General features: G+C 74.2%; 17 protein-coding genes. 6 read left to right on the forward strand and 11 right to left on the reverse strand.

The genetic code is table 11. From position 1 onward, the window contains the following. Positions 1-87 precede the first annotated feature (87 nt). The 4 genes from ACZ50K_RS22615 (at position 88) to ACZ50K_RS22630 (ending at position 4158) form a co-directional block, all read left to right on the forward strand. Positions 88-1332, forward strand: a complete 1245-nt coding sequence (locus tag ACZ50K_RS22615) for an exo-beta-N-acetylmuramidase NamZ family protein (RefSeq protein ID WP_468905819.1) — start codon at positions 88-90, stop codon at positions 1330-1332. Between the two features lie 184 nt (positions 1333-1516). Continuing rightward, positions 1517-2785 carry a serine-threonine protein kinase gene (locus ACZ50K_RS22620; protein ID WP_468906014.1) on the forward strand — a complete coding sequence of 423 codons (1269 nt, stop codon included), beginning with the start codon at positions 1517-1519 and terminating at the stop codon, positions 2783-2785. A 123-nt stretch (positions 2786-2908) separates the two neighbouring features. Continuing rightward, on the forward strand, positions 2909-3433 hold the full coding sequence (locus ACZ50K_RS22625; RefSeq protein ID WP_468905821.1) for a hypothetical protein: 525 nt from the start codon (positions 2909-2911) through the stop codon (positions 3431-3433). Then, a complete protein-coding gene (locus ACZ50K_RS22630) occupies positions 3433-4158 on the forward strand; it encodes a 3-keto-5-aminohexanoate cleavage protein (RefSeq protein WP_468906017.1) in 726 nt (241 codons plus the stop codon). Before ACZ50K_RS22625 ends, ACZ50K_RS22630 begins: the two co-directional genes overlap by 1 nt. Here ACZ50K_RS22630 and soxR read toward each other — a convergent pair. Next, the gene (gene soxR / locus ACZ50K_RS22635; protein WP_468905823.1) at positions 4139-4582 is read right to left on the reverse strand and encodes a redox-sensitive transcriptional activator SoxR; all 444 of its coding nucleotides are present in this window, start codon (positions 4580-4582) and stop codon (positions 4139-4141) included. The two genes, ACZ50K_RS22630 and soxR, sit on opposite strands and share 20 nt — an antisense overlap. Before the next feature lie 180 nt (positions 4583-4762). On the opposite strand from soxR, the gene ACZ50K_RS22640 reads away from it, so the two are divergent. Beyond that, entirely contained in the window at positions 4763-5224 is a 462-nt protein-coding gene (locus ACZ50K_RS22640; RefSeq protein WP_468905825.1) for a MaoC family dehydratase, read from the forward strand. On the opposite strand, the gene ACZ50K_RS22645 is transcribed toward ACZ50K_RS22640, so the two are convergent. From ACZ50K_RS22645 to ACZ50K_RS22655, 3 genes are all read right to left on the reverse strand, one after another. Then, complete coding sequence (locus ACZ50K_RS22645; RefSeq protein ID WP_468906020.1) at positions 5215-5889, reverse strand: TetR/AcrR family transcriptional regulator; 675 nt, start codon at positions 5887-5889, stop codon at positions 5215-5217. The genes ACZ50K_RS22640 and ACZ50K_RS22645 overlap by 10 nt on opposite strands. Before the next feature lie 143 nt (positions 5890-6032). After that, on the reverse strand, positions 6033-6332 hold the full coding sequence (locus tag ACZ50K_RS22650; protein WP_468905828.1) for a YiaA/YiaB family inner membrane protein: 300 nt from the start codon (positions 6330-6332) through the stop codon (positions 6033-6035). 106 nt (positions 6333-6438) lie between these two features. Next, positions 6439-7602, reverse strand: coding sequence for an acyl-CoA dehydrogenase family protein (locus ACZ50K_RS22655; RefSeq protein WP_468905830.1), 1164 nt, complete (start codon positions 7600-7602; stop codon positions 6439-6441). A gap of 74 nt (positions 7603-7676) precedes the next feature. Between ACZ50K_RS22655 and ACZ50K_RS22660 the strand changes: the two genes are divergently transcribed. Further along, a complete protein-coding gene (locus tag ACZ50K_RS22660; RefSeq protein ID WP_468905833.1) occupies positions 7677-8324 on the forward strand; it encodes a TetR/AcrR family transcriptional regulator in 648 nt (215 codons plus the stop codon). An 80-nt stretch (positions 8325-8404) separates the two neighbouring features. On the opposite strand, the gene ACZ50K_RS22665 is transcribed toward ACZ50K_RS22660, so the two are convergent. The 7 genes from ACZ50K_RS22665 to ACZ50K_RS22695 all read right to left on the reverse strand — a co-directional run bounded on the left by ACZ50K_RS22665 (position 8405) and on the right by ACZ50K_RS22695 (position 18210). Continuing rightward, positions 8405-9484, reverse strand: coding sequence for a zinc-binding dehydrogenase (locus ACZ50K_RS22665; RefSeq protein WP_468906022.1), 1080 nt, complete (start codon positions 9482-9484; stop codon positions 8405-8407). A gap of 83 nt (positions 9485-9567) precedes the next feature. Beyond that, positions 9568-10980, reverse strand: a complete 1413-nt coding sequence (locus tag ACZ50K_RS22670) for an aldehyde dehydrogenase family protein (protein WP_468905835.1) — start codon at positions 10978-10980, stop codon at positions 9568-9570. 80 nt (positions 10981-11060) lie between these two features. Beyond that, positions 11061-12578 (reverse strand): CitMHS family transporter, encoded by a 1518-nt coding sequence (locus tag ACZ50K_RS22675; RefSeq protein WP_468905838.1) that lies wholly within the window; start codon positions 12576-12578, stop codon positions 11061-11063. A gap of 73 nt (positions 12579-12651) precedes the next feature. Then, positions 12652-14964: a molybdopterin oxidoreductase family protein gene (locus ACZ50K_RS22680; protein WP_468905840.1), complete on the reverse strand. Its 2313-nt coding sequence runs from the start codon at positions 14962-14964 to the stop codon at positions 12652-12654. A gap of 214 nt (positions 14965-15178) precedes the next feature. After that, the gene (locus ACZ50K_RS22685) at positions 15179-15757 is read right to left on the reverse strand and encodes a TetR/AcrR family transcriptional regulator (protein WP_468906025.1); all 579 of its coding nucleotides are present in this window, start codon (positions 15755-15757) and stop codon (positions 15179-15181) included. Between the two features lie 156 nt (positions 15758-15913). Next, positions 15914-17353, reverse strand: coding sequence for a hypothetical protein (locus ACZ50K_RS22690; RefSeq protein WP_468905842.1), 1440 nt, complete (start codon positions 17351-17353; stop codon positions 15914-15916). Then, positions 17350-18210 (reverse strand): cupredoxin domain-containing protein, encoded by an 861-nt coding sequence (locus ACZ50K_RS22695; protein ID WP_468906027.1) that lies wholly within the window; start codon positions 18208-18210, stop codon positions 17350-17352. Before ACZ50K_RS22695 ends, ACZ50K_RS22690 begins: the two co-directional genes overlap by 4 nt. Positions 18211-18493: the final 283 nt, after the last annotated feature.

Genomic DNA, 18493 nt, shown 5'->3' on the forward strand with positions numbered 1-18493 from the left:
CCGCCGTCCCGCGGTCGAAGGGGAACGGCGGCAGACTAACCAGTCGGTATGTCCTGGGGGAAGGGTGCGGCGGCCTAGCGTGGCCGGATGAACCTGTCGCGTCGGGGCTTGCTGGGACTGGTGGGGGCGGCGGGGGCCGCCGGAACGCTCGGGACGGCGGCGGCCGGGACCGCCGCCGGAGCGGAGCGGGTGCGGACCGGCTTCGAACGGCTGGCCGCCGGGGGGTACGCGCAGTTGGCCGGGCGGCGGATCGGGGTGGTCACCAACCCGACCGGGATCACGGCGGACGCCCGCCATCTGGTCGACGTCCTGCACGCGGACCCCCGGGTGGACCTGACCGCCGTGTTCGGGCCGGAGCACGGATTCCGGGGCACCGCCCAGGCGGGCGGCTCCGAGGGACGGAGCACGGACCCGGCGACCGGGCTGCCGGTCCACGACACGTACGGCAAGAGCGGTCAGGAGCTCGCCGAGGTGTTCACCGCCGCCGGGGTGGACACCGTGGTCTTCGACATCCAGGACGTCGGCGCCCGCTTCTACACCTACATCTGGACCCTCTACGACTGCATGCGCGCGGCCGCGCTCGCCGGGAAGCCGGTGGTGGTGCTGGACCGGCCCAATCCGGTGGGCGGACTGCGGGCGGCCGGCCCGGTGCTGGAGCGCCCGTACGCGAGCTTCGTCGGCCGGGAGCCGATCGCGCTGGCGCACGGGATGACGGCCGCCGAGCTGGCGCTGCTGTTCAACGCGGAGTTCCTGGGCGGCCGGGTCCGGCTGGAGACCGTACGGATGTCGGGGTGGCGGCGGGACATGCACTTCGGGGCCACCGGGCTGCCCTGGGTGCCGCCCAGCCCCAACGTGCCGACCCCGGACACCGCCCTGGCCTATGCCGGGACCTGCCTGTTCGAGGGCACCAACCTGTCGGAGGGGCGGGGCACGACCACACCGTTCGAACTGCTCGGGGCCGAGGGGGTGGACCGCCGGTGGGCCGAGGCCGCCGACGCGCTGGGGCTGCCGGGGGTGTGGTTCCGGGAGGCCTGGTTCACCCCGACCTTCTCGAAGTTCGCCGGGAGGACCTGCGGCGGGGTGCGGGTCCTGGTGCACGACCGGACGGCCTTCGACCCGGTGCGGACCGGCATCGGGCTGCTGGTGACCGCGCGCCGGTCCTGGAGCGGGTTCGCCTGGCGCTCCGACCGGTGGATCGACAAGCTGACCGGCTCGGACCGGGTCCGCAGGCTGGTGGACGCGGGCGCCGGGGTGGACGAGATCGCGGCGGACTGGGCGGCCGGGCTGGCCCGGTTCGCCGCCGTGCGGGAGGAGCACCTGCTGTATCCGTGAGCGGCCGCCGCCGGGTCTGCCGCGACTCTGGCCGGACCGGCCCCGCGGCGGGATGCTGGGTGGCGGAGCGGGTGCGGGTGGCGGGAGCGCGGCGGAGGGGGACCTCATGTCGGATGCGGGACTGGGCGCGGGCGCGGAGCCGGGCGCTGTAGCGGATACGGGTGCGGGTGCGGGTCCGAGTGCCTTGGCGGATGTGGGCGGGGGGCCGGGGATCGGGGTCGGGCCCTACGCGGAGCTGGTCTTCGACGCCGAGGGGGACGCGGATCCGGCGGACCGGGCGGCGGTGGCCGGACTGGACGCCACCGATCTGCTGGTGTTCTCGCACGGCTGGAACAGTGAGCGTTCCACCGCCACCCGGCTCTACGGACGGTTCTTCGCCCCCTTCCCCGGGCTGGTCCGGCCCGGGGTGCGGCTCGGGTACGCCGGGGTGCTGTGGCCCTCGATCCGGTTCGCGGACGAGCCGATACCCGACTTCGACCCGCCGGGGCTGGTGCCCGCCGGCTCCCCCGGGCTGGACCCGGCCACCCGGCGGGCGCTGTCCGGGTTCTGGCCCGCCCGCCCGGCCGAACTGAACCGGATCGCCGAACTCCTCGACGCACGGCCGGAGTCGGAGGAGGCGCTCGTCGAACTGGTCTCACTGGTAAGGGCGCTGGTGGCCGACGGTGAGGAGGACCGGCCGCTGCCCGCCCTGTTCGCGGAGCCGGACGGCACCGGGCACCGGGACGGCCCCGGGCCCGGCGACCCCTGCCGGCTGCTGGGCGACGGGCTGGCGGAGGCCGGGCTGGACGGGCCGCCGAGCCTGTGGGGCGGCGCCAGGGAACTGCTGCGGCAGGCCACGTACCACCGGATGAAGAAGCGGGCCGGGGTGGTGGGCGAGCGCGGACTGGGACCGCTGCTCAGGGGGCTCGCCGCGGACCGTCCCGAGCTCCGGATCCATCTGATCGGGCACAGCTTCGGCGCCCGGGTCGTGTCGTTCGCGCTGCGCGCGCTCCCGGCCGACCGGAGCACCGTACGGTCCCTGACGCTGCTCCAAGGGGCCTTCTCCCACTACGCGTTCGCGGACCGACTGCCGCACGACGACGGCCGGGGCGGAGCCCTGGCCGGGCTCCAGCGGCGGGTGGCCGGGCCGGTGGTGTCCTGCTACTCGCGACATGACGCGGCCCTGCGGGTGTTCTATCCGCTGGCCTCCCGGATGGCGGGTGATTCGGCCGGATTCGCGGGGTTCGACGCCCGGTGGGGCGCGATGGGCCACGATGGGGTCCAGGCCGTCCCCGGCAGCATGCGCCTCACCCTCGACGAGGCGCTGCGCGGCGGGCTGCCGGGTACCGGTTGCGCCAGTGTGGACGCGGCGGCGGTGGTCCGGCGGGGCGGCCCTCCGTCGGGGGCGCACAGCGACATCTGCCATCCGGAACTGGCCCGACTGGTGGTGGCGGCGGGGCGGCTGGGGCGCTGACTTCCGGCCAAACACCACCCTCGCGCCCCGTCCGCCCCCGCATGCGCCCACGTCCGGCCGGGCATGTTGGCCCCATGACGGACACGCGAGGAACGAGAGCGGACGTGGTGGGGGTGAGATGTGATGGCGGGTTTCCGGAGTCTGGCGGTGCAGGTGCGTGACGCGCGGAACGACCGGGCGCTGCGGCGGCATTCGCTGCGTCGTTGCCTGGAGAGATTCGCGCCGTACGGACACCGGGCGACCTGGTGGCACTTGTGCGACCGGCACGGCATCGCCCCGGAGGACCGTGCGGCCGACCCACAGCGGCTGGTGGCGGCATTGGAGGAACTGGAGGAGGCCAGGGCGGTCTGGCTGGAGTACGAACGGCACTTCGCGGAACGGCGGCGCCGGGAGAAGCACCACGGGGTGCGCCGGCCGGACCGGGCCTGGGGCGGGGAGGCCGTGGTGCGCTGCGCCGACCCGGGGGTGCGGCCGGACGGCCCGCTCGGCGAGGTGCTGCGCCGGCTGGTGCGGGCACTGGAGTCGGAGCCGGGCACGGGCTGCCCGGTCTGCGGGGAGCGGGAGTTGCGCTGGGGGGCGTGGGCCGGGCCGGTGTGCGCCGGCTGCGGGATCGTCGTGCCGCGGGCGGCGCTGGCGGACTCGGCGTGATGATCCAGGCCTCGCTGAACGGGGTACGGACGGCGGCGGACGGTGCGGCGGTGCCGATGTCCCCGGCGGCGCTGGTGGAGGCCGCGGTGGCGGCGGTGGCGGCCGGGGCCGACGAGCTGCTGGTGCACCCCCGGACCCCGTGCGGACGGGAGAGCCTCTCCCCGCGGGTGGTCGGGCCGCTGCTCGGGGAGCTCCGGGCGGCCCTGGCGCCGACCCCGGTGCCGGTGGTGGTGGCCGTCTGCGCGGCGGCACCCGGGGGGAAGGAACCGGCGTCCCGGATCCGGGCCTGGGAGGCCCTGCCGGACCGGGCCCTGCTGGACCCGGCGCTGCCCGGCGCCGCCGCGGCGGCGGCCGCGCTCGCGGCGCGGGGGGTGGCGGTGGACATGGTCCTGCGTCCGGGCGGTGACACCGCCGGGGCCGGGCTGGAGCGGGCCTGGGCCGCGCCGGCCGGGGTGGACCGGTGGTGCGTGGAACTGGCCGCCGCCGACCCGGAGGTGCTGGACGGCCTGCGGCTGCCGGCCGGCACCGACCGGCTGCTGTACGGGCGGGAGTCCGCCGCCTGGCCGGTGCTCCGACTGGCGGCGGCCCGCCGCTGGGGCATCCGGATCGGCATCGGCGACGTACTCCACCTGCCGGACGGCAGCCCGGCCCCGTCCAGCGCTCAACTGATCCGGGGGGCGCGGGCGGTACGGGCGGCGGCCGCGGTCACAGACGGGAGCCGGTGAGGCGCTCGCCGAAGGCGTCGTCCGGGTTGGAGAGCACACAGCTCTCCAGCGAGAGACAGCCGCAGCCGATGCAGTCGGTGAGATGGTCGCGGAGCCGGCTCAGCCGCTTGATCCGCTCGTCGAGCTCCGAGCGCCAGGTCGCGGAGAGCCTGGCCCAGTCCTCGCGGTTCGGGGTGCGCTCCTCGGGGAGCTGGGCGAGTGCCTCGCGGATGGTGACGAGCGGGATTCCGACCCGCTGGGCGGCCCGGACGAACGCCACCCGGCGGAGCGCGTCACGCGTGTAGCGGCGCTGGTTGCCCGAGGTGCGCCGGCTGCTGATCAGCCCCTTGGCCTCGTAGAAGTGGAGCGCCGACACGGCCGCTCCGCTGCGCGCGGACAGCTGTCCGACGGTGAGTTCATGGACGTTCTCGGGAATCTGCGGCACTCGGCCGAGCCTAGTCGGCGGCGGGCGGGGTCGGCGGGTCGGGAGTCCGTTGATCCCTTGCTCCGTTGCTCCGTTGCTCCGTTGACATAGCCATGGTGCGCAACCATGCTGACCGTGCCGGGCGCGAGCTGAGCAAGCGCTTGTTCTGATCTGCCGATGGAGAGTTGGAGAGGAAGACGCATGGCCGAGCCGAGGATCTTCACGTCCGCCGAGGAACTGCGCGCCGGGACGGGCGAGCCGCTCGGTCCCAGTGACTGGCTGGAGGTCGACCAGAAGCGCATCGACCTGTTCGCCGACGCCACCGGGGACCACCAGTGGATCCACGTGGACCCCGAGCGCGCCGCCGCCGGCCCCTTCGGCACGACCATCGCCCACGGCTACCTCACGCTCGCGCTCCTGCCCAGCCTGGTACCGCGGATCATGCGGGTGGAGGGCATGCGGATGGGCATCAACTACGGCGTGAACAAGGTCCGTTTCCCGGCACCGGTGCCGGTGGGCTCACGGCTCCGGGCGACCGCGGTGATCACGGAGGTCACGGCGGCGGGCGACGGGGTGCAGGTCGCGGCGACGGTCACGGTGGAGCGGGAGGGCTCCCCCAAGCCGGTCTGCGTGGCCGAGACGGTGTCCCGCTACTACTTCTGAGGCGCGGACGGCCGGGCGGAGGGCCCGGCCCCGGGGCGGGCCGCGCCCACCATCCGCAGGACCAGGTCGGCGTAGAGCGCGCCGACCTCCTCGGGGGTGCGGTTGCCCGTGGCACTGAACCAGCGGGCCACGTCGATGCAGAGCGAGAGCACGGCCAGGGTGGTGCCGGGCAGGTCGGGGACGTCGAACTCGCCCGCCGCCACGCCGTCGGCGAGGATCCGGCGGACCGCGGCATCGCTCCGGCGGCGCAGCGCCACGATCTCGGCGCGGTGCTCCGGCCCGAGGGCGTCGAGCTCGTACTGGACCACCCGCGCGGTGGTGTGGTGCGCGGCGTGCCAGCCGACGAAGGACCGGACCGCGGCATCGAGCCGCTCGGCGGCGCTCCCGGGGCCCTCGGCCGCGACCCGGAGGATCTCCAGGGCCTTGTCGTGACCGATCCGGCTGATCCGGTGGAGCAGCTCTTCCTTGGTCTTGTAGTGGATGTAGAGGGCGGCCGGACTCATCCCGGCCCGCTGCGCGATGTCCCGGGTGGTGGTGGCGTGGTAACCGCGCTCCGCGAAGGCTTCCACGGCCGCGATCAGCAGCCGCCGGGCCGCGTCGGGAGCGACCTCCGACCACGGCACGTACCCGGCACTCCCGCCACCGGCCTCCGCCACGCTGTCCATCCCTGCTCTCACCCCTCCGCCACCTGTCGAAGCCCCCACATTACCGGAGAATGAGCAAGCGCTTAGTCCCGCAGGCGCGGGCCGGCGGGCGCGGGCCGACGGGCGCGGGCGCCGCGGGCCGAGTGGGCGGGCGGCCCGCTCAGCTATGACTTCGGGGGCTTCGGGTGGTACGGGTCGTAGTCCGTCATGATCTTCTCCATCCGGGCCTGGTCCACCCGGCTGACGATCTGCGAGGCCTCCTGCCGGTCCCGGATCACCTTGGCCAGGGTGAAGGCCGAGGTGGTCAGGTAGAGGACGGCGATGCCGAGGAAGGCGCGCACCCAGGCGTCCGCCTCCAGGTTGTAGATCCCCAGGGTCACCGCGCCCAGCGCGATGCCGAAGGAGGCGACGGCCTGGCCGTAGTACGCCCCCGTGTTCTGCTGCTTGACCGGTGTCTCGTTCATGGGTCCAGCATCGGCCCGACCCCGGCCGGGCCCCATCCGTACTCCTACTCAATTCCACGCCCCGCCCGTACTCAGCACCTCCGCCCCACACCCGGGACGCCGACGCTCAGAACGCCGAAACCCCGGTGAGGGAGCGGCCGATGAGCAGCTTCTGGATCTGGCTGGTGCCCTCGTACAGGGTCATCACCCGGGCGTCGCGGAGCAGTTTGCCGACCGGGTACTCGTCGATGTAGCCGTAACCCCCGTGCACCTGGAGGGCGTTGGAGGCGGCCCGGACGGCGGCCTCGGAGGCGAAGAGTTTGGCGGTGGCCGACTCGGTGGCGAAGGGCCGGCCGCGGTCGATCAGGTCGGCGACCCGCCAGGTCAGCATCCGGGCGGCGTCCACGTCGACGGAGATGTCGGCGATCAGCTCCTGCACCAGCTGGTGGTGGGCGATGGGCCTGCCGAACTGTTCGCGCTCGGCGGCGTATCCGACGGCCGCCTCCAGGGCCGCCCGGGCGATGCCCACACAGCCGGCGGCCACCGACATCCGCCCCTTGGCGAGGGCGGACATGGCCACCGAGAACCCCTTTCCCTCGGGGCCGAGCAGGGCACCGTCGGGCACCCGCACCCCCTCCAGGACCAGTTCGGCGGTGGCCTGCCCGCGCAGCCCCAGCTTGCCGCGGATCTCGCGCCGGGTCAGGCCGGGCGCGTCGGCGGGGACCAGGAAGGCGGAGATCCCGCGGTGCGGGGGCTCCCCCGGGAGGGCGGGCGCGGTGCGGGCGAACAGCAGCACCACATCGGCCCAGGTGCCGTTGGTGATGAACATCTTGGTGCCGTCGATGGCCCATCCGTCCCCGGTGCGGACGGCGCGGGTGGTCAGGCTGCCGGCGTCGGAGCCGGTGCCGGGCTCGGTCAGCCCGAAGCAGCCGAGGGCCTCGCCGGAGCAGAGCCGGGGCAGCCAGGCGCGCTTCTGCGCCTCGCTCCCCCAGCCGGCGATGGTCTTGGCGACCAGGCCGAGGGAGACGGAGACGATGCCGCGCACCGAGGAGTCCCCGCGGCCGAGCTCCTCGGTGACCAGCACGTAGGAGAGGTGGTCGCCGCCGGAGCCGCCGTACTCCTCGGGGACGGTGAGCCCGAGGAACCCGAGGCCGCCGAGCTTCTTCACGATGGCCCGGTCGACGGCCTCGGCCCGGTCCCAGTCGGCGGCGTACGGGGTGACCTCGCGGTCGGTGAACGCCCGGGCGAGGTCCCGTACGGCCTCCTGCTCCTCGCTCAGCTCCAGGTTCACGGCCACCCCTCGCCCTCGCACAGCGCATTAATTAGCAGCGGTAGTTTATTGCGGCACGGCCTACTATGAGCCGCATGGCCAGACCGCGCAAGCCCCTCCTCAGCCGGGACCGCATCGTGTCGACGGCGGGCGCCCTGGTGGACTCGGAGGGGCTCGAAGCGGTCTCGACCCGCCGACTGGCCGCCGCCCTCGGGGTCAGCGGCCCCTCCCTCTACAACCACTTCCGCACCAAGGACGAGATCCTGGACGCGGTGGCGGACGCCGTGAGCGCGCGGGTCGACCTGTCGATGTTCGACCCGGCCGATCCCCGCGACTGGCGCACCGCGCTGGAGGACTGGGCCCTCTCCTACCGGGCGGCCCTGTCCGACCATCCGAACATCGTGCCGGTACTGGCCCGCGGTCCGGGCCGCCGCCCGGCCGGACTGCGGGTGGCCGACGCGGTGTTCGGCGGCATGACGGCGGCCGGCTGGCCGCCCGCCCACGCGACCCGGATCGGCGCCCTGATGCGCTACTTCGTCCTCGGCTCGGCCATGGCCTCGTTCGCCCGCGGCTTCGTGGACGACGAGGCCGCCTACGACCCGTCCGACTACCCCCACCTCGGCCAGGCCCACCTCCTGGCCGACCGCCAACGCGAAGTGGACGAGGGCGCCTTCACCACGGGCCTGACCGCCCTACTGGACGGCCTCACCCTCCAGTACGCCACCCTCCCCACCCCGCCCTAGCCCCCCGGCCGGGCAGCCGAAACCGGGCAGGGGCGCAGGGGCGGGCACGGGCCCGGACCCGGGCACGGAGTTCCGGCGGGTTAGAAGACGACCAGGGAGCGGCCGCCCTTGCCGGCGAGCATCGTGTCGAAGGCGGCGGGGATGCCGTCCAGGGCGATGCGGTCGGTGACCAGGGAGCCGAGGTCCAGGCGGCCGGCCAGCGCGTGTTCGGCGATCACCGGCAGGTCCCGGGCGGGGTCGCTGTTGCCGTACACGCAGCCGGTGAGGGTGCGGGCGTAGTGGAAGATCTCCAGGGCGTGGAAGGTGACCTGCTGGTCCTTGCCCCCGATGCCGACCACGGTGGTGCGGCCGCCGCGCCGGGTGGAGTCCCAGGCGGTACGGATGGATTCGGCCCGGCCCGCGCATTCGATGGCCACGTCCGCCCCGTGACCGGCGGTCAGTGCACGGATCTCCTTGGCGGTGGTGGCGGAGGCCAGGACGAAGTGGGTGGCGCCGGCGGCCAGGGCCAGTTCCTCCTTGGCCGGGGAGACGTCCACCGCGATCACCGGTCCGGCCTCGGCGATCCGGGCGGCCTGGAGGGTGGCCAGGCCCACCCCGCCGACCCCGAACACCGCCACCGACTCCCCCGCCCGGACCCGGGCGCTGTGGTGCACGGCGCCCCAGCCGGTGAGGACGGCGCAGCCGAGCAGGGCGGCCTCGGTGAGCGGGATGCCGGCCGGGGCGGGCAGCACGCAGTTCGCCGCGACGACCGTCTCCTCGGCGAAGGCGGCCACGTTGAGGCCGGGGTGCAGTTCGGTGCCCCGGGCGTCGTGGGCGTGGACCCGGCCGACCCCGGCCAGGGCCTGGGCGCAGAGCCACACCTCGCCGATGGCGCAGTGGTGGCAGGCTCCGCAGGAGGGGGCCCAGTTGAGGACCACTCCGTCGCCGGGGGCGACATGGGTGACTCCCTCGCCGACGGCGAGGACGGTGCCGGCGCCCTCATGGCCGAGGACGGCAGGCACCGGCACCCTCATGGTGCCGTTGGCGAGGGAGAGGTCGGAGTGGCATACCCCGGCGGCGGCGAGCTTGACCCGGACCTGCCCGGGACCGGGTTCGGGAAGCAGGATCTCCCGGATGTCCAGGGGGGCTCCGACGGCGGGCAGGATGGCGGCGCGGACCATGGTGGTGTTCTCTCCGTGGGCGGGGCGGTCGTCGGAACTTCGGATCGGACCCACGGATCGGGACTGCGGGTCCGCACCGCGGGTCAGAACTGCAGGGACTTGGTCTGGAGGTACTCGGTGAGGCCGTGCGGGCCGAGTTCGCGGCCGACCCCGGACTGCTTGAAGCCGCCGAACGGGGCGATCGGGTTGAACCGGCCGCCGTTGATGTCCACCTGGCCGGTGTCCATGCGCCGGGCGAAGGCGACCGCGGTCTCGTCGTCGGCCGCCCAGACCGCGCCGCCGAGGCCGTAGACGGTGCCGTTGGCGATGCGGAGGGCGTCCTCCTCGTCCTCGTACGGGAGGATCGACAGCACGGGGCCGAAGATCTCCTCCTGGGCGATGGTCATCTCGGGGGTGACATCGGCGAAGACGGTGGGCGCGACGAAGTAGCCCAGCTCGTGCGGCGCCTCGGGGCCGCCGGCGACCAGGCGGGCGCCTTCCTCGACGCCCTTCTCGATGTAGCCGCGAACCCGGTCCCGCTGCTTGGCGTTGACCACCGGGCCGATCCGGGTGCCGGAGTCGGCCGGATCGCCGACGGGGTAGTGGGCGACGGCCCCGGCGGCGAGCGCGACGGCTTCCTCGTACTGGTCGCGGTGGACCAGCATTCGGGTGAGCGCGTTGCAGCTCTGGCCGGAGTTGTTCATGACATGGCCGACACCGGTGGCAACGGCCTTGGCCAGGTCCGCCCCGGGCAGGATGACATTGGCCGATTTCCCACCCAGTTCGAGGGCCACCCGCTTGATGGCGGCCCCGGCCGCGGCACCGACCAGCCGGCCCACGGCGGTGGAGCCGGTGAAGGAGACGAGGTCCACCTCGGGGTGGGCGGCCAGCGCCTGACCGGCGACCGGCCCGGTGCCGGTCACCAGGTTGAAGACACCGGCCGGCAGGCCGGCCTCGTCCACGGCCTCGGCGAAGAGCTGCGCGGTCAGCGGGGTGTCCTCGGCGGGCTTGAGGACGACCGTGCAGCCCGCCGCGAGAGCGGGTGCCACCTTGGCAACGATCTGGTGCAGCGGGTAGTTCCAGGGGGTGATGGCCCCCACCACGCCGACGGGTTCCAGCAGCACGGTGGAGCTGCCGATCCGCTCCTCGAAGGAGTGCCCGGCGGCCAGTTCGGCGTACGAGGAGGACACCGCGATCGGCGCCCCGACGTGCACCATCTCGGAGAAACCGCGCGGGGAGCCGAGTTCGGCGGTGATGATCTCGGCGAACTCCCCCTTGCGGGCGATCAGTACGTCCCGGAGGGCGGCGATCCGGGCCGCCCGCTCGGCGGGCGGGGTGGCAGCCCAGCCGGGGAAGGCCGTACGGGCCGCCCGTACGGCGGTGTCCACGTCCTCGGCGGTGCCGGCCGGGACCGAGCCGAGCACCTGTTCGTCGGCCGGGTTGAGGACCTCGATCCGGTCCGTGCCGGACGCGGGCCGCCATTCCCCGCCGATGTACATGCCGTCGTGGGCCTTCATCGCATTTCCTCCCGAGCGCCAGCGCCGTGAACCTCCTGACACCCTACAAACTAGCGCCGGTAGTTTTCGGTCCGCCAGGGTCAGATGATGCCGAAAAGCATCCCTGCCGCCAGGACCACGAGGGAGGTGAGGGCCGCCCACTTGACGGTGAAGCGGGTGTGGTCGCCGAACTCCACCTTGGCCATGCCGACGAGCACGTACACGGCGGGCACCAGCGGGCTGGACATGTGCAGGGCCTGGCCGACCAGGGAGGCCCGGGCGATCTCCAGCGGGGAGACCCCGTGCGCGGCTCCGGCCTCGGCCAGGACGGGGAGGACACCGAAGTAGAAGCCGTCGTTGGACATGAAGTAGGTGAGCGGCAGGCTGAGCAGACCGGTGACCAGGGCCATGTGCGGGCCCATGCCCTCCGGGACGGCGCCGACCAGCCAGTCGGCCATGTCCTTGACCATGCCGGTGCCGGTGAGGACCCCGGTGAAGACGGCGGCCGCGAAGACCATCCCGGCCACGTTGAGGACGTTCTCGGCGTGGGCCGCGATCCGGGCCTTCTGGTCGGCCATGTCGGGGAAGTTGACGGTGAGGGCCAGGGCGGCGCCGAGCAGGAACAGCACCGGGATCGGCAGCAGCTCCATGATCATGGCGGTGAGCAGGGCGATGGTGAGGCCGGCGTTGAACCAGTACAGCCGGGGGCGCAGGGTCGCCCGGTGCGGGTCCAGGCCCTGGAACCCGTCGTCCGCGGTCCCGTCGTCCGCGGTCCCGTCGTCCGCGGTCCCGTCGTCCGCGGTCCCGTCGTCCGCGGCGCCGTCCGCTGCGGCCTTGTCCTCCTCGGCTCCGCCGTCCGTGCCGCCCCCGGTGGGCGCGGTGCCCGGGCGGCCGGCGGGGGTGGTGGGGCGAGTGGCGGTGGTGGTACCGGGCTCGGCGGGGCCGCCGACGGCGGCCATCGACTCCGCCTCCTGCCGGACCCGCTCCTCCACGGGCAGCGCCAGCAGCCCGACCCGGCGGCGTTCGCGCACGCCCAGTACGTAGGCGAGGAGGAAGACGAAGAGCAGACCGGCGGCCAGGGCCGGGATCATCGGGACGAAGATGTCGGCGGCGTCCAGTTTGAGCGCGGTGGCGGCGCGGGCCGTGGGCCCGCCCCAGGGCAGGGTGTTCATCACGCCGTTGGCGGTGGCCGCCACACCGGTCATCACCACCAGGCTCAGCCCGAGCCGCTTGTACAGCGGGTACATCGCCGAGACGGTGATCATGAAGGTGGTGGAGCCGTCGCCGTCGAGCGAGACGATCGCGGCCAGCACGGCGGTGCCCACCACGACCCGCATCGGGTCCGCCTTGCAGAACCGGAGGATGCCCCGGACGATCGGATCGAACAGCCCGACGTCGATCATGACGCCGAAGTAGACGATGGCGAACATCAGCATGGCGGCGGTCGGCGCGAGTTTGCCGACCCCCTCGATGACGTAGTCACCGAGCTGCGCGCCCTGCCCGGCGAAGACGCAGAACAGAGCCGGCACGATGACGAGTGCCGCGATGGGCGACAGTTTTTTCATCATGATCAGGACGAGGAACGTCGCGATCATCGCGAATCCGAGGATGGTCAGCATGGAGGGAACGTAGGTGTCCCGCGCAGCCGCCAACAAGGGGTGCGACCGTGAGCAATACGAGCAAAACCCCAGGTCAGGGCAGGGGCGTCAGCTGCACGGGGAAGCCGTTGAGCACGGCGGTCCCGGACAGCGGATCCAGTCGGCTGCCGTCGAGCAGCTGGTTCACGTTCACCCCCGGGTCGGTGGACGCCGCGGACATGCGGGTGCCGGGCCGGTCGTGGCCCCAGCCGTGCGGAAGGCTGACCACGCCGGTGCGCACGCTGTCGGTGACCTCCACCGGGACGTCGAGCGAGCCGCCCTCGGCGGTGATCCTGGCCGGCTTCCCGTCGGTCAGGCCCAGCCGGGCGGCGTCCTGCGGATGCACCTGGAGGGTGCAGCGGTTGGAACCTCCGGTGAGGGCCGGGACGTTGTGCATCCAGCTGTTGTTCGACCGCAGGTGCCGGCGGCCGACCAGCACCAGGGACTCGGGGCGTACCGTCAGCGCCTCGTGCAGCCTGGGGAGTTCGGCCGCGATCGGCTCCGGCAGCAGCTCGACCCGGCCGCTGCGGGTCCGGAGCACGCCCGGGAGCCGCGGCTGCAGCGGCCCCAGATCGACGCCGTGCGGCCGGTCGAGCAGCCGCCGCAGGGAGAGCCCGCCCCCTGCGGCGGCACTCGACGCCGCGCCGTCCCCGGGCGGGCTCGGGGCCGTACCGGCGCTGTCCCCCGGTTGGGTCGGGGCGGTGCCGAACCTGTCTCCGTAGGGGCCGAGTCGGAGCATCAGGTCCAGTCGGCGCTCCGGTCCAGTGTCGCCCGTGAGGCGGGCGGCGAGCCGGGCCGGGTCGGCCCCGTGCAGCGGGGAGCCCGGGTCCGCCACGGCCCGGGCCAGGCCGTCGCCGATCACCGCCTCGTCGACGGCCTCCGGGCCGGCGGTGCCGTGCAGGCCGGAGACGGCGAGGATCAGGCGCGCCTGGATCTCGCACTCGTCCATCAGTCCGGCTTCCAGGGGCACGGCGGCCGGGCTGTACCGCGCCTGGTTGCGTACGGCGAGCGCGTTGAAGGCGAAGTCGAAGTGCGGGCTCTGGGCGGGCGGGGGCGGCGGCAGCACCACATGGGCGTGCCGGGAGGTCTCGTTGAGATACGGGTCCACCGAGACCATGAACTCCAGCCCGGCCAGCGCCGCGTCGAGGCGCCGGCCGTCGGGTGCGGACAGGACCGGGTTGGCGGCGATCGCGATGAGCGCCCGGATGCGGCCGGGCCCCGGGGTCTCGATCTCCTCGGCGAGCGCGGCGGTGGGGAGCTCGCCCTTGGCCTCGGGGTGACCGGACACCCGGCTGGACCAGCGGCCGAGCGTGAACCCCTTCCCCGGCCCGGCCGCCCGGGGCACGGCGGTGGCGGAGAGCGGGAACAGGGCTCCGCCGGGCCGGTCGAGGTTGCCGGTGAGGATGTTGAGCACGTCGACCAGCCAGCTGGCGAGGGTGCCGTGCTCGACCGTGCAGCTGCCGATCCGGCCGTAGACGGCGGCCGAGCGGGCGGCGGCCAGGTCGCGGGCCAGCCGGCGGATCTCCGGGGCGGGCAGATCGCAGGCGGGTGCGACCTCCTCGGGGGTGAAACGGGCCAGGGCGTCGGCGAGTTCCCCGAGGTTCCCCTCGATGTGATCGGCCGCCGGGCCGGGGTCGGCGAGCTTCTCCTCCAACAGGGTGTGCGCGAGCGCGGCCAGCAGCAGGGCGTCGCTGCCGGGCCGCGGCGCGAGGTGGCGGTCGGCCAGCCGGGCGGTGCGGGTGCGCCTCGGGTCGACGACCACCAGGGTGCCGCCCCGGGCCCGTAGCGCCTTGAGGCGGCCCGGGAAGTCGGGGGCGGTGCACAGGCTGCCGTTGGACTCCACCGGGTTGGCGCCGAGCAGCAGCAGGAACTCGGTGCGGTCGAGGTCCGGCACCGGGATGGCCAGGGGGTCGCCGAAGAGGAGTCCGCTGGAGACGTGCTTGGGCATCTGGTCGAGGGTGCTGGCGGTGAACAGGTTTCGCGTGCCCAGGGCCTTGAGCAGCAGGGGCGGATAGAGGGCGCCGGCGACGGTGTGGACGTTGGGGTTGCCGAGGACCAGGCCGACGGACCCGGCGCCGTGTTCGGCGATCAGGGCGGGTACGGCCGCGGCGATGGCCTCGTACGCCTCTTCCCAGGAGGCCGCGCGCAGCCGTCCGTCACGCCGTACCAGGGGGGTCCGCAGCCGGTCGGGGTCCTGGTCGAGCGCGCCGAAGGCCGCGCCCTTGGGGCAGATGAAACCTCGGCTGAACACGTCTTCGCGGTCGCCACGGGCACCGGTGACCCTGGCGCCCTCGATGGTGAGGGTGAGTCCGCAGGTGGCCTCGCAGAACGGGCATACGCGGAGGGCGGTGCGGGAGGTGCTGGGCATGGGCGGGCCCTCCTGGACGGCAGGCGGCGGCACACGGCACGGACGCGCCGAGCATACCGACCGGTAGGCACGGCGGGGAGGGGTGTGCGGGCACGGGGTTCGCGGCAGGTCCGAGGCGTGGCCGGGATGCGTCCGGGACGCGGGCGATCCCGTCCGGGGCACGCCCGAGCCCGTCCGACCGGGGCACGCCCGAAGGTGGTGAGGGCGGGGGCCGTCAGTCCAGGACGCGGGCGAGATAGGCGTGCATCATCGCGCGGGTCTCGTCGATGATGTCCGCGTCACCGGCCGGGTCGGACCGGAAGGCGAGCCGGATCAACGCGTCGGTGGCCTCGACGGCGATCAGTACGGCACGCCGCAGGGGCACGTCCGGGGTGCGGCCGAGGTGCCCGCAGAGGAGTTCGGTGAGCCGTGCCGCCACCAGGTGGTTGGGATCGCCGGCCGAATCCCCGGTCGGCGGCGCGGGCACCCCGAAGTCGACCAGGACGAAACCGGGGACGCTCCGCTTCATCGCCAGGTACTCGTCGAGCACCGCGTCCACCACGGGCCGCCAGTGGGTGGCCGGGAGATCGGCGAGCCGGTCGGCGATGCCCTGGGCGTAGCGGTCGAGATTGCGGTGCGCGAGCGCGTCGGCCATGGCCCGCTTGTTGCCGAAGAACCGGTACACCGAGCCGATCGGGACACCGGCGCGTACGGCCACGGCACGGGTGCTGAGGTTCTCGTAGCCCGTCTCGTCGAGCATTTCGGCGCAGGCGTCGAGGATCCGGGCGAGCCGGTCGGCGCTGCGCTGCTGGATCGGGGCACGGCGGAGGGCGGGCGCGGGGTGGGGAGCCGGCGCGGGACCCGGGGTGGGATCGGCGGCGGGGGTGGGATCGGGGGTGGAGGTGGGAGAGGGGGCTGGGGCGGGGTGGGCTGAGGGCACGGGATCCATCATGCCGCCCCTCCGGTTCGATCAGTTCAGCAGGAGACCTATTCCACCGACGGTGTAGACGATCATCAGCCCGAGCAGGGGAAGTTGTCCGGCCACGGCCCGGGCCGGCGGGAAGAGCCGCACCGAGCGGTCGTGGGCGGCGATGACACCGAGGACGTGGCCGGTGACCACGGCGGTGACCTGGAGGGCCGCCAGAGCCCCGGGGCCCAGTGGTGGAGCGGGTTCGGGGGCGTTGTCAGTGCCGAGTGCGATGCTCACTGTGCGTGACCCTTCGGTCACCAGGAGGGAGAAGTAATGGGCGACGAGATAGCCGAGGGCGATCGGCAGCAGTGAGTGCGCGAAGGCGGTCAGCGGTCCCGGGAGCGGGCCGGAGACCAGGCGGGTGGCCGCCGCGCAGAGGCAGTAGAGGGCGCCGACGAGGGCGATGGCGCCGAGGAGTCCGAGCGTGGCCGTGGGGGTGCGGCCGAGGGGGGAGGTCTGGACGGTATCGATCCAGGCGGGGCTGTCGGAGAAGCCGTCATAGGCGGTGGAGCCGAGCAGGACACAGACGGTGGCGACGAGTCCGGGCTGCTCGGGCGTCGCGTCGAGTCCGTTGAAGGGGTTGCGGAGGACGAGACGGCCGTCGTTGCGGCGGCCGAGGGGGGAGAGCCGGGAAAGGAGCGTGGAGTACACCTCGAAGGCGTCCGCGTGGGCGAACCAGCGCTCGCCGTAGCGGGCGGCGAGCAGCAGCTGGACGGTGGCGTAACAGAGCAGGGCGATGAGGAGGGTGGTGGTCGATGCGGGGTCCGGCGAGACGAGTTCGAGCCAGGTGAAGCCGAAGAGTGCGAGCGCGGCGGGGCGGATGCCGAGGGCGGCGGGCAGCGGGCGGGCGGCGGCGCCTGGGGCGCGGCACTCGGGGTTCGGGACGGGGCGCTCGGGGCCCGCTGGTCGGGCCGGGGCGGCGACCTGGGCCGGGCCTGGGGTGGCGGGGTCCAGGGCCGGGTCGGCGTTGGTGGCGGATTGGTGGTGGCGCCCTTGGCGGAGGGCTCGATGGAGGTGGGTGATCAGCCTGTGGAGGGCGCGCAACGGGTTCAGGAGGCGCCAGACGGGGCCCAGGAGGAGGGAGGCGGGGACCAGCCCGACCCAGAGGAGGACGTAGACGGCACCGGGCGCCGGGTTCCGCTCCGGGTCGTTCGGACCGAGAAGGAGGTGCAGCAGGACGAAGAGTGCGGCGGCCAGCCCCAGCGCCCGGAATGCGGTCCGGGTGGCGGGGGCGTCGGCGAACGCCTGCAGGGAAGCGGGCAGCGGACGGCCCGAAAGGTCGCCGCGGAAACGGGAGGTGGACCAGAGCAGGCCCAGGGCGAGGAAGGAGACGAAGAGCGCGGTGAAGGCTCCGGCGAACGCGTAGTAGGGAGAGATGGGCAGGTCGTGGGTGGAGCCCACGCCATGGGCCAGCACGGCCGGGATGCGGTCCCGGGTCATCGGACCAGGAGTTGGGTGAGGACCAGACCCGACTCGTGGGTTTCGACCTCGAAGAGGCCGGTGCGGTCGACGGTCAGGACGAGGACGGCCTCACGGCCGGGCGGCAGGGGCAGTTCCTCGTCGTAGCCGTGGACGTGCAGGGTGTCGGCGCGGTCGCTGGTGACGCGCAGGGCCACCCGCTGGCCGCGCTTGAGCGCGGTGCGGCCGGGGGCCGGGCTGACCTTGCCGTCGTGGACGGAGACGGTGACGGTCCGGTCGGCCTCCGGCGCCGATGGCGCGGGCGGAGCCTGTGGCGTCTGCGGGGATGCCGTGGGCCGGGGCGCGGCGCCCGGGGTGCCTGGCGTGCCCGGGGTGGCCTGGGTGCTTGGGGCGCTCGGGCTGTCGTGGGTGTGGCCGCCGGTGGGGGTGCCGGTGGTCGCGTCGACCTTCGCCGTGGCCTCGACGGGTTTCCCGGCGACGGCCCAGGCCGTGTGGTCGTCCGCGTAGAGGCGGACGGTGAGGGTGTGCGTGCCCGGTGGCACCTGCGAGGCCGGCAGGTGGAACCAGGGCCCGTACAGCCGCGCCACCTTGCGGCCGTCCACCTCCAGGTGGGCGTGGCCCGCGCCCGGGAGGGCCGCGCCGCCGGTGCTGTCCGGGGTGAACCGGAAGTTCCGCACAGCGAGTTGGAGGTTCCAGCCGTCCTCGGTGTCGGGGCGGACGGCGAGGCCGACCGAGGGGGCTCCGGTGGCCGGGACCTGCCGGAAGCGGTGGCCGGCGGCGTCCTTGGCGTCCAGCAGGGTGCCGGTGCCGCCGGAGGCCTGCTCATGGGTGGTGCCGGGCTTGTGGTGGGTGGTGGGCCGTCCCCCGCAGCCAGCCATGGCTCCGCCGGCGAGCAGCAGGCCGACGGCGAGCAGCACCCCGGCCCGGCGCCTCAGCCCGGGCCCGGTGCGGGGCCTGAGCTCGGTGCGGGGCCGGGGCTCGGCCGCCGGGCTGGGCGGGGCGGCGGGCCCTGCTCCGTGCCGTCCCGCGTGGCCCTTGGGGGGCGAACCCTCGGATCCGGTGCGGGGCGGGTCCGCCGGCCCGGCACTGGGCGAGCCAGCGGGTCCGGTGCGGGGCAGGCCCCCAGACCCGGTGCAGGACGGGTCCGCCGGCCCGGCGCTG

Source organism: Streptomyces sp. NPDC033845, from assembly GCF_055576225.1.

Coding starts and splice junctions, on each gene's coding strand:
- ACZ50K_RS22615 (WP_468905819.1), top strand. CDS start 88: ATGAACCTGTCGCGTCGGGGCTTGCTGGGACTGGTGGGGGCGGCGGGG.
- ACZ50K_RS22625 (WP_468905821.1), top strand. CDS start 2,909: ATGGCGGGTTTCCGGAGTCTGGCGGTGCAGGTGCGTGACGCGCGGAAC.
- ACZ50K_RS22630 (WP_468906017.1), top strand. CDS start 3,433: ATGATCCAGGCCTCGCTGAACGGGGTACGGACGGCGGCGGACGGTGCG.
- ACZ50K_RS22640 (WP_468905825.1), top strand. CDS start 4,763: ATGGCCGAGCCGAGGATCTTCACGTCCGCCGAGGAACTGCGCGCCGGG.
- ACZ50K_RS22645 (WP_468906020.1), bottom strand. CDS start 5,889: ATGGACAGCGTGGCGGAGGCCGGTGGCGGGAGTGCCGGGTACGTGCCG.
- ACZ50K_RS22650 (WP_468905828.1), bottom strand. CDS start 6,332: ATGAACGAGACACCGGTCAAGCAGCAGAACACGGGGGCGTACTACGGC.
- ACZ50K_RS22660 (WP_468905833.1), top strand. CDS start 7,677: ATGGCCAGACCGCGCAAGCCCCTCCTCAGCCGGGACCGCATCGTGTCG.
- ACZ50K_RS22665 (WP_468906022.1), bottom strand. CDS start 9,484: ATGGTCCGCGCCGCCATCCTGCCCGCCGTCGGAGCCCCCCTGGACATC.
- ACZ50K_RS22670 (WP_468905835.1), bottom strand. CDS start 10,980: ATGAAGGCCCACGACGGCATGTACATCGGCGGGGAATGGCGGCCCGCG.
- ACZ50K_RS22675 (WP_468905838.1), bottom strand. CDS start 12,578: ATGCTGACCATCCTCGGATTCGCGATGATCGCGACGTTCCTCGTCCTG.
- ACZ50K_RS22680 (WP_468905840.1), bottom strand. CDS start 14,964: ATGCCCAGCACCTCCCGCACCGCCCTCCGCGTATGCCCGTTCTGCGAG.
- ACZ50K_RS22690 (WP_468905842.1), bottom strand. CDS start 17,353: ATGACCCGGGACCGCATCCCGGCCGTGCTGGCCCATGGCGTGGGCTCC.
- ACZ50K_RS22695 (WP_468906027.1), bottom strand. CDS start 18,210: ATGGCTGGCTGCGGGGGACGGCCCACCACCCACCACAAGCCCGGCACC.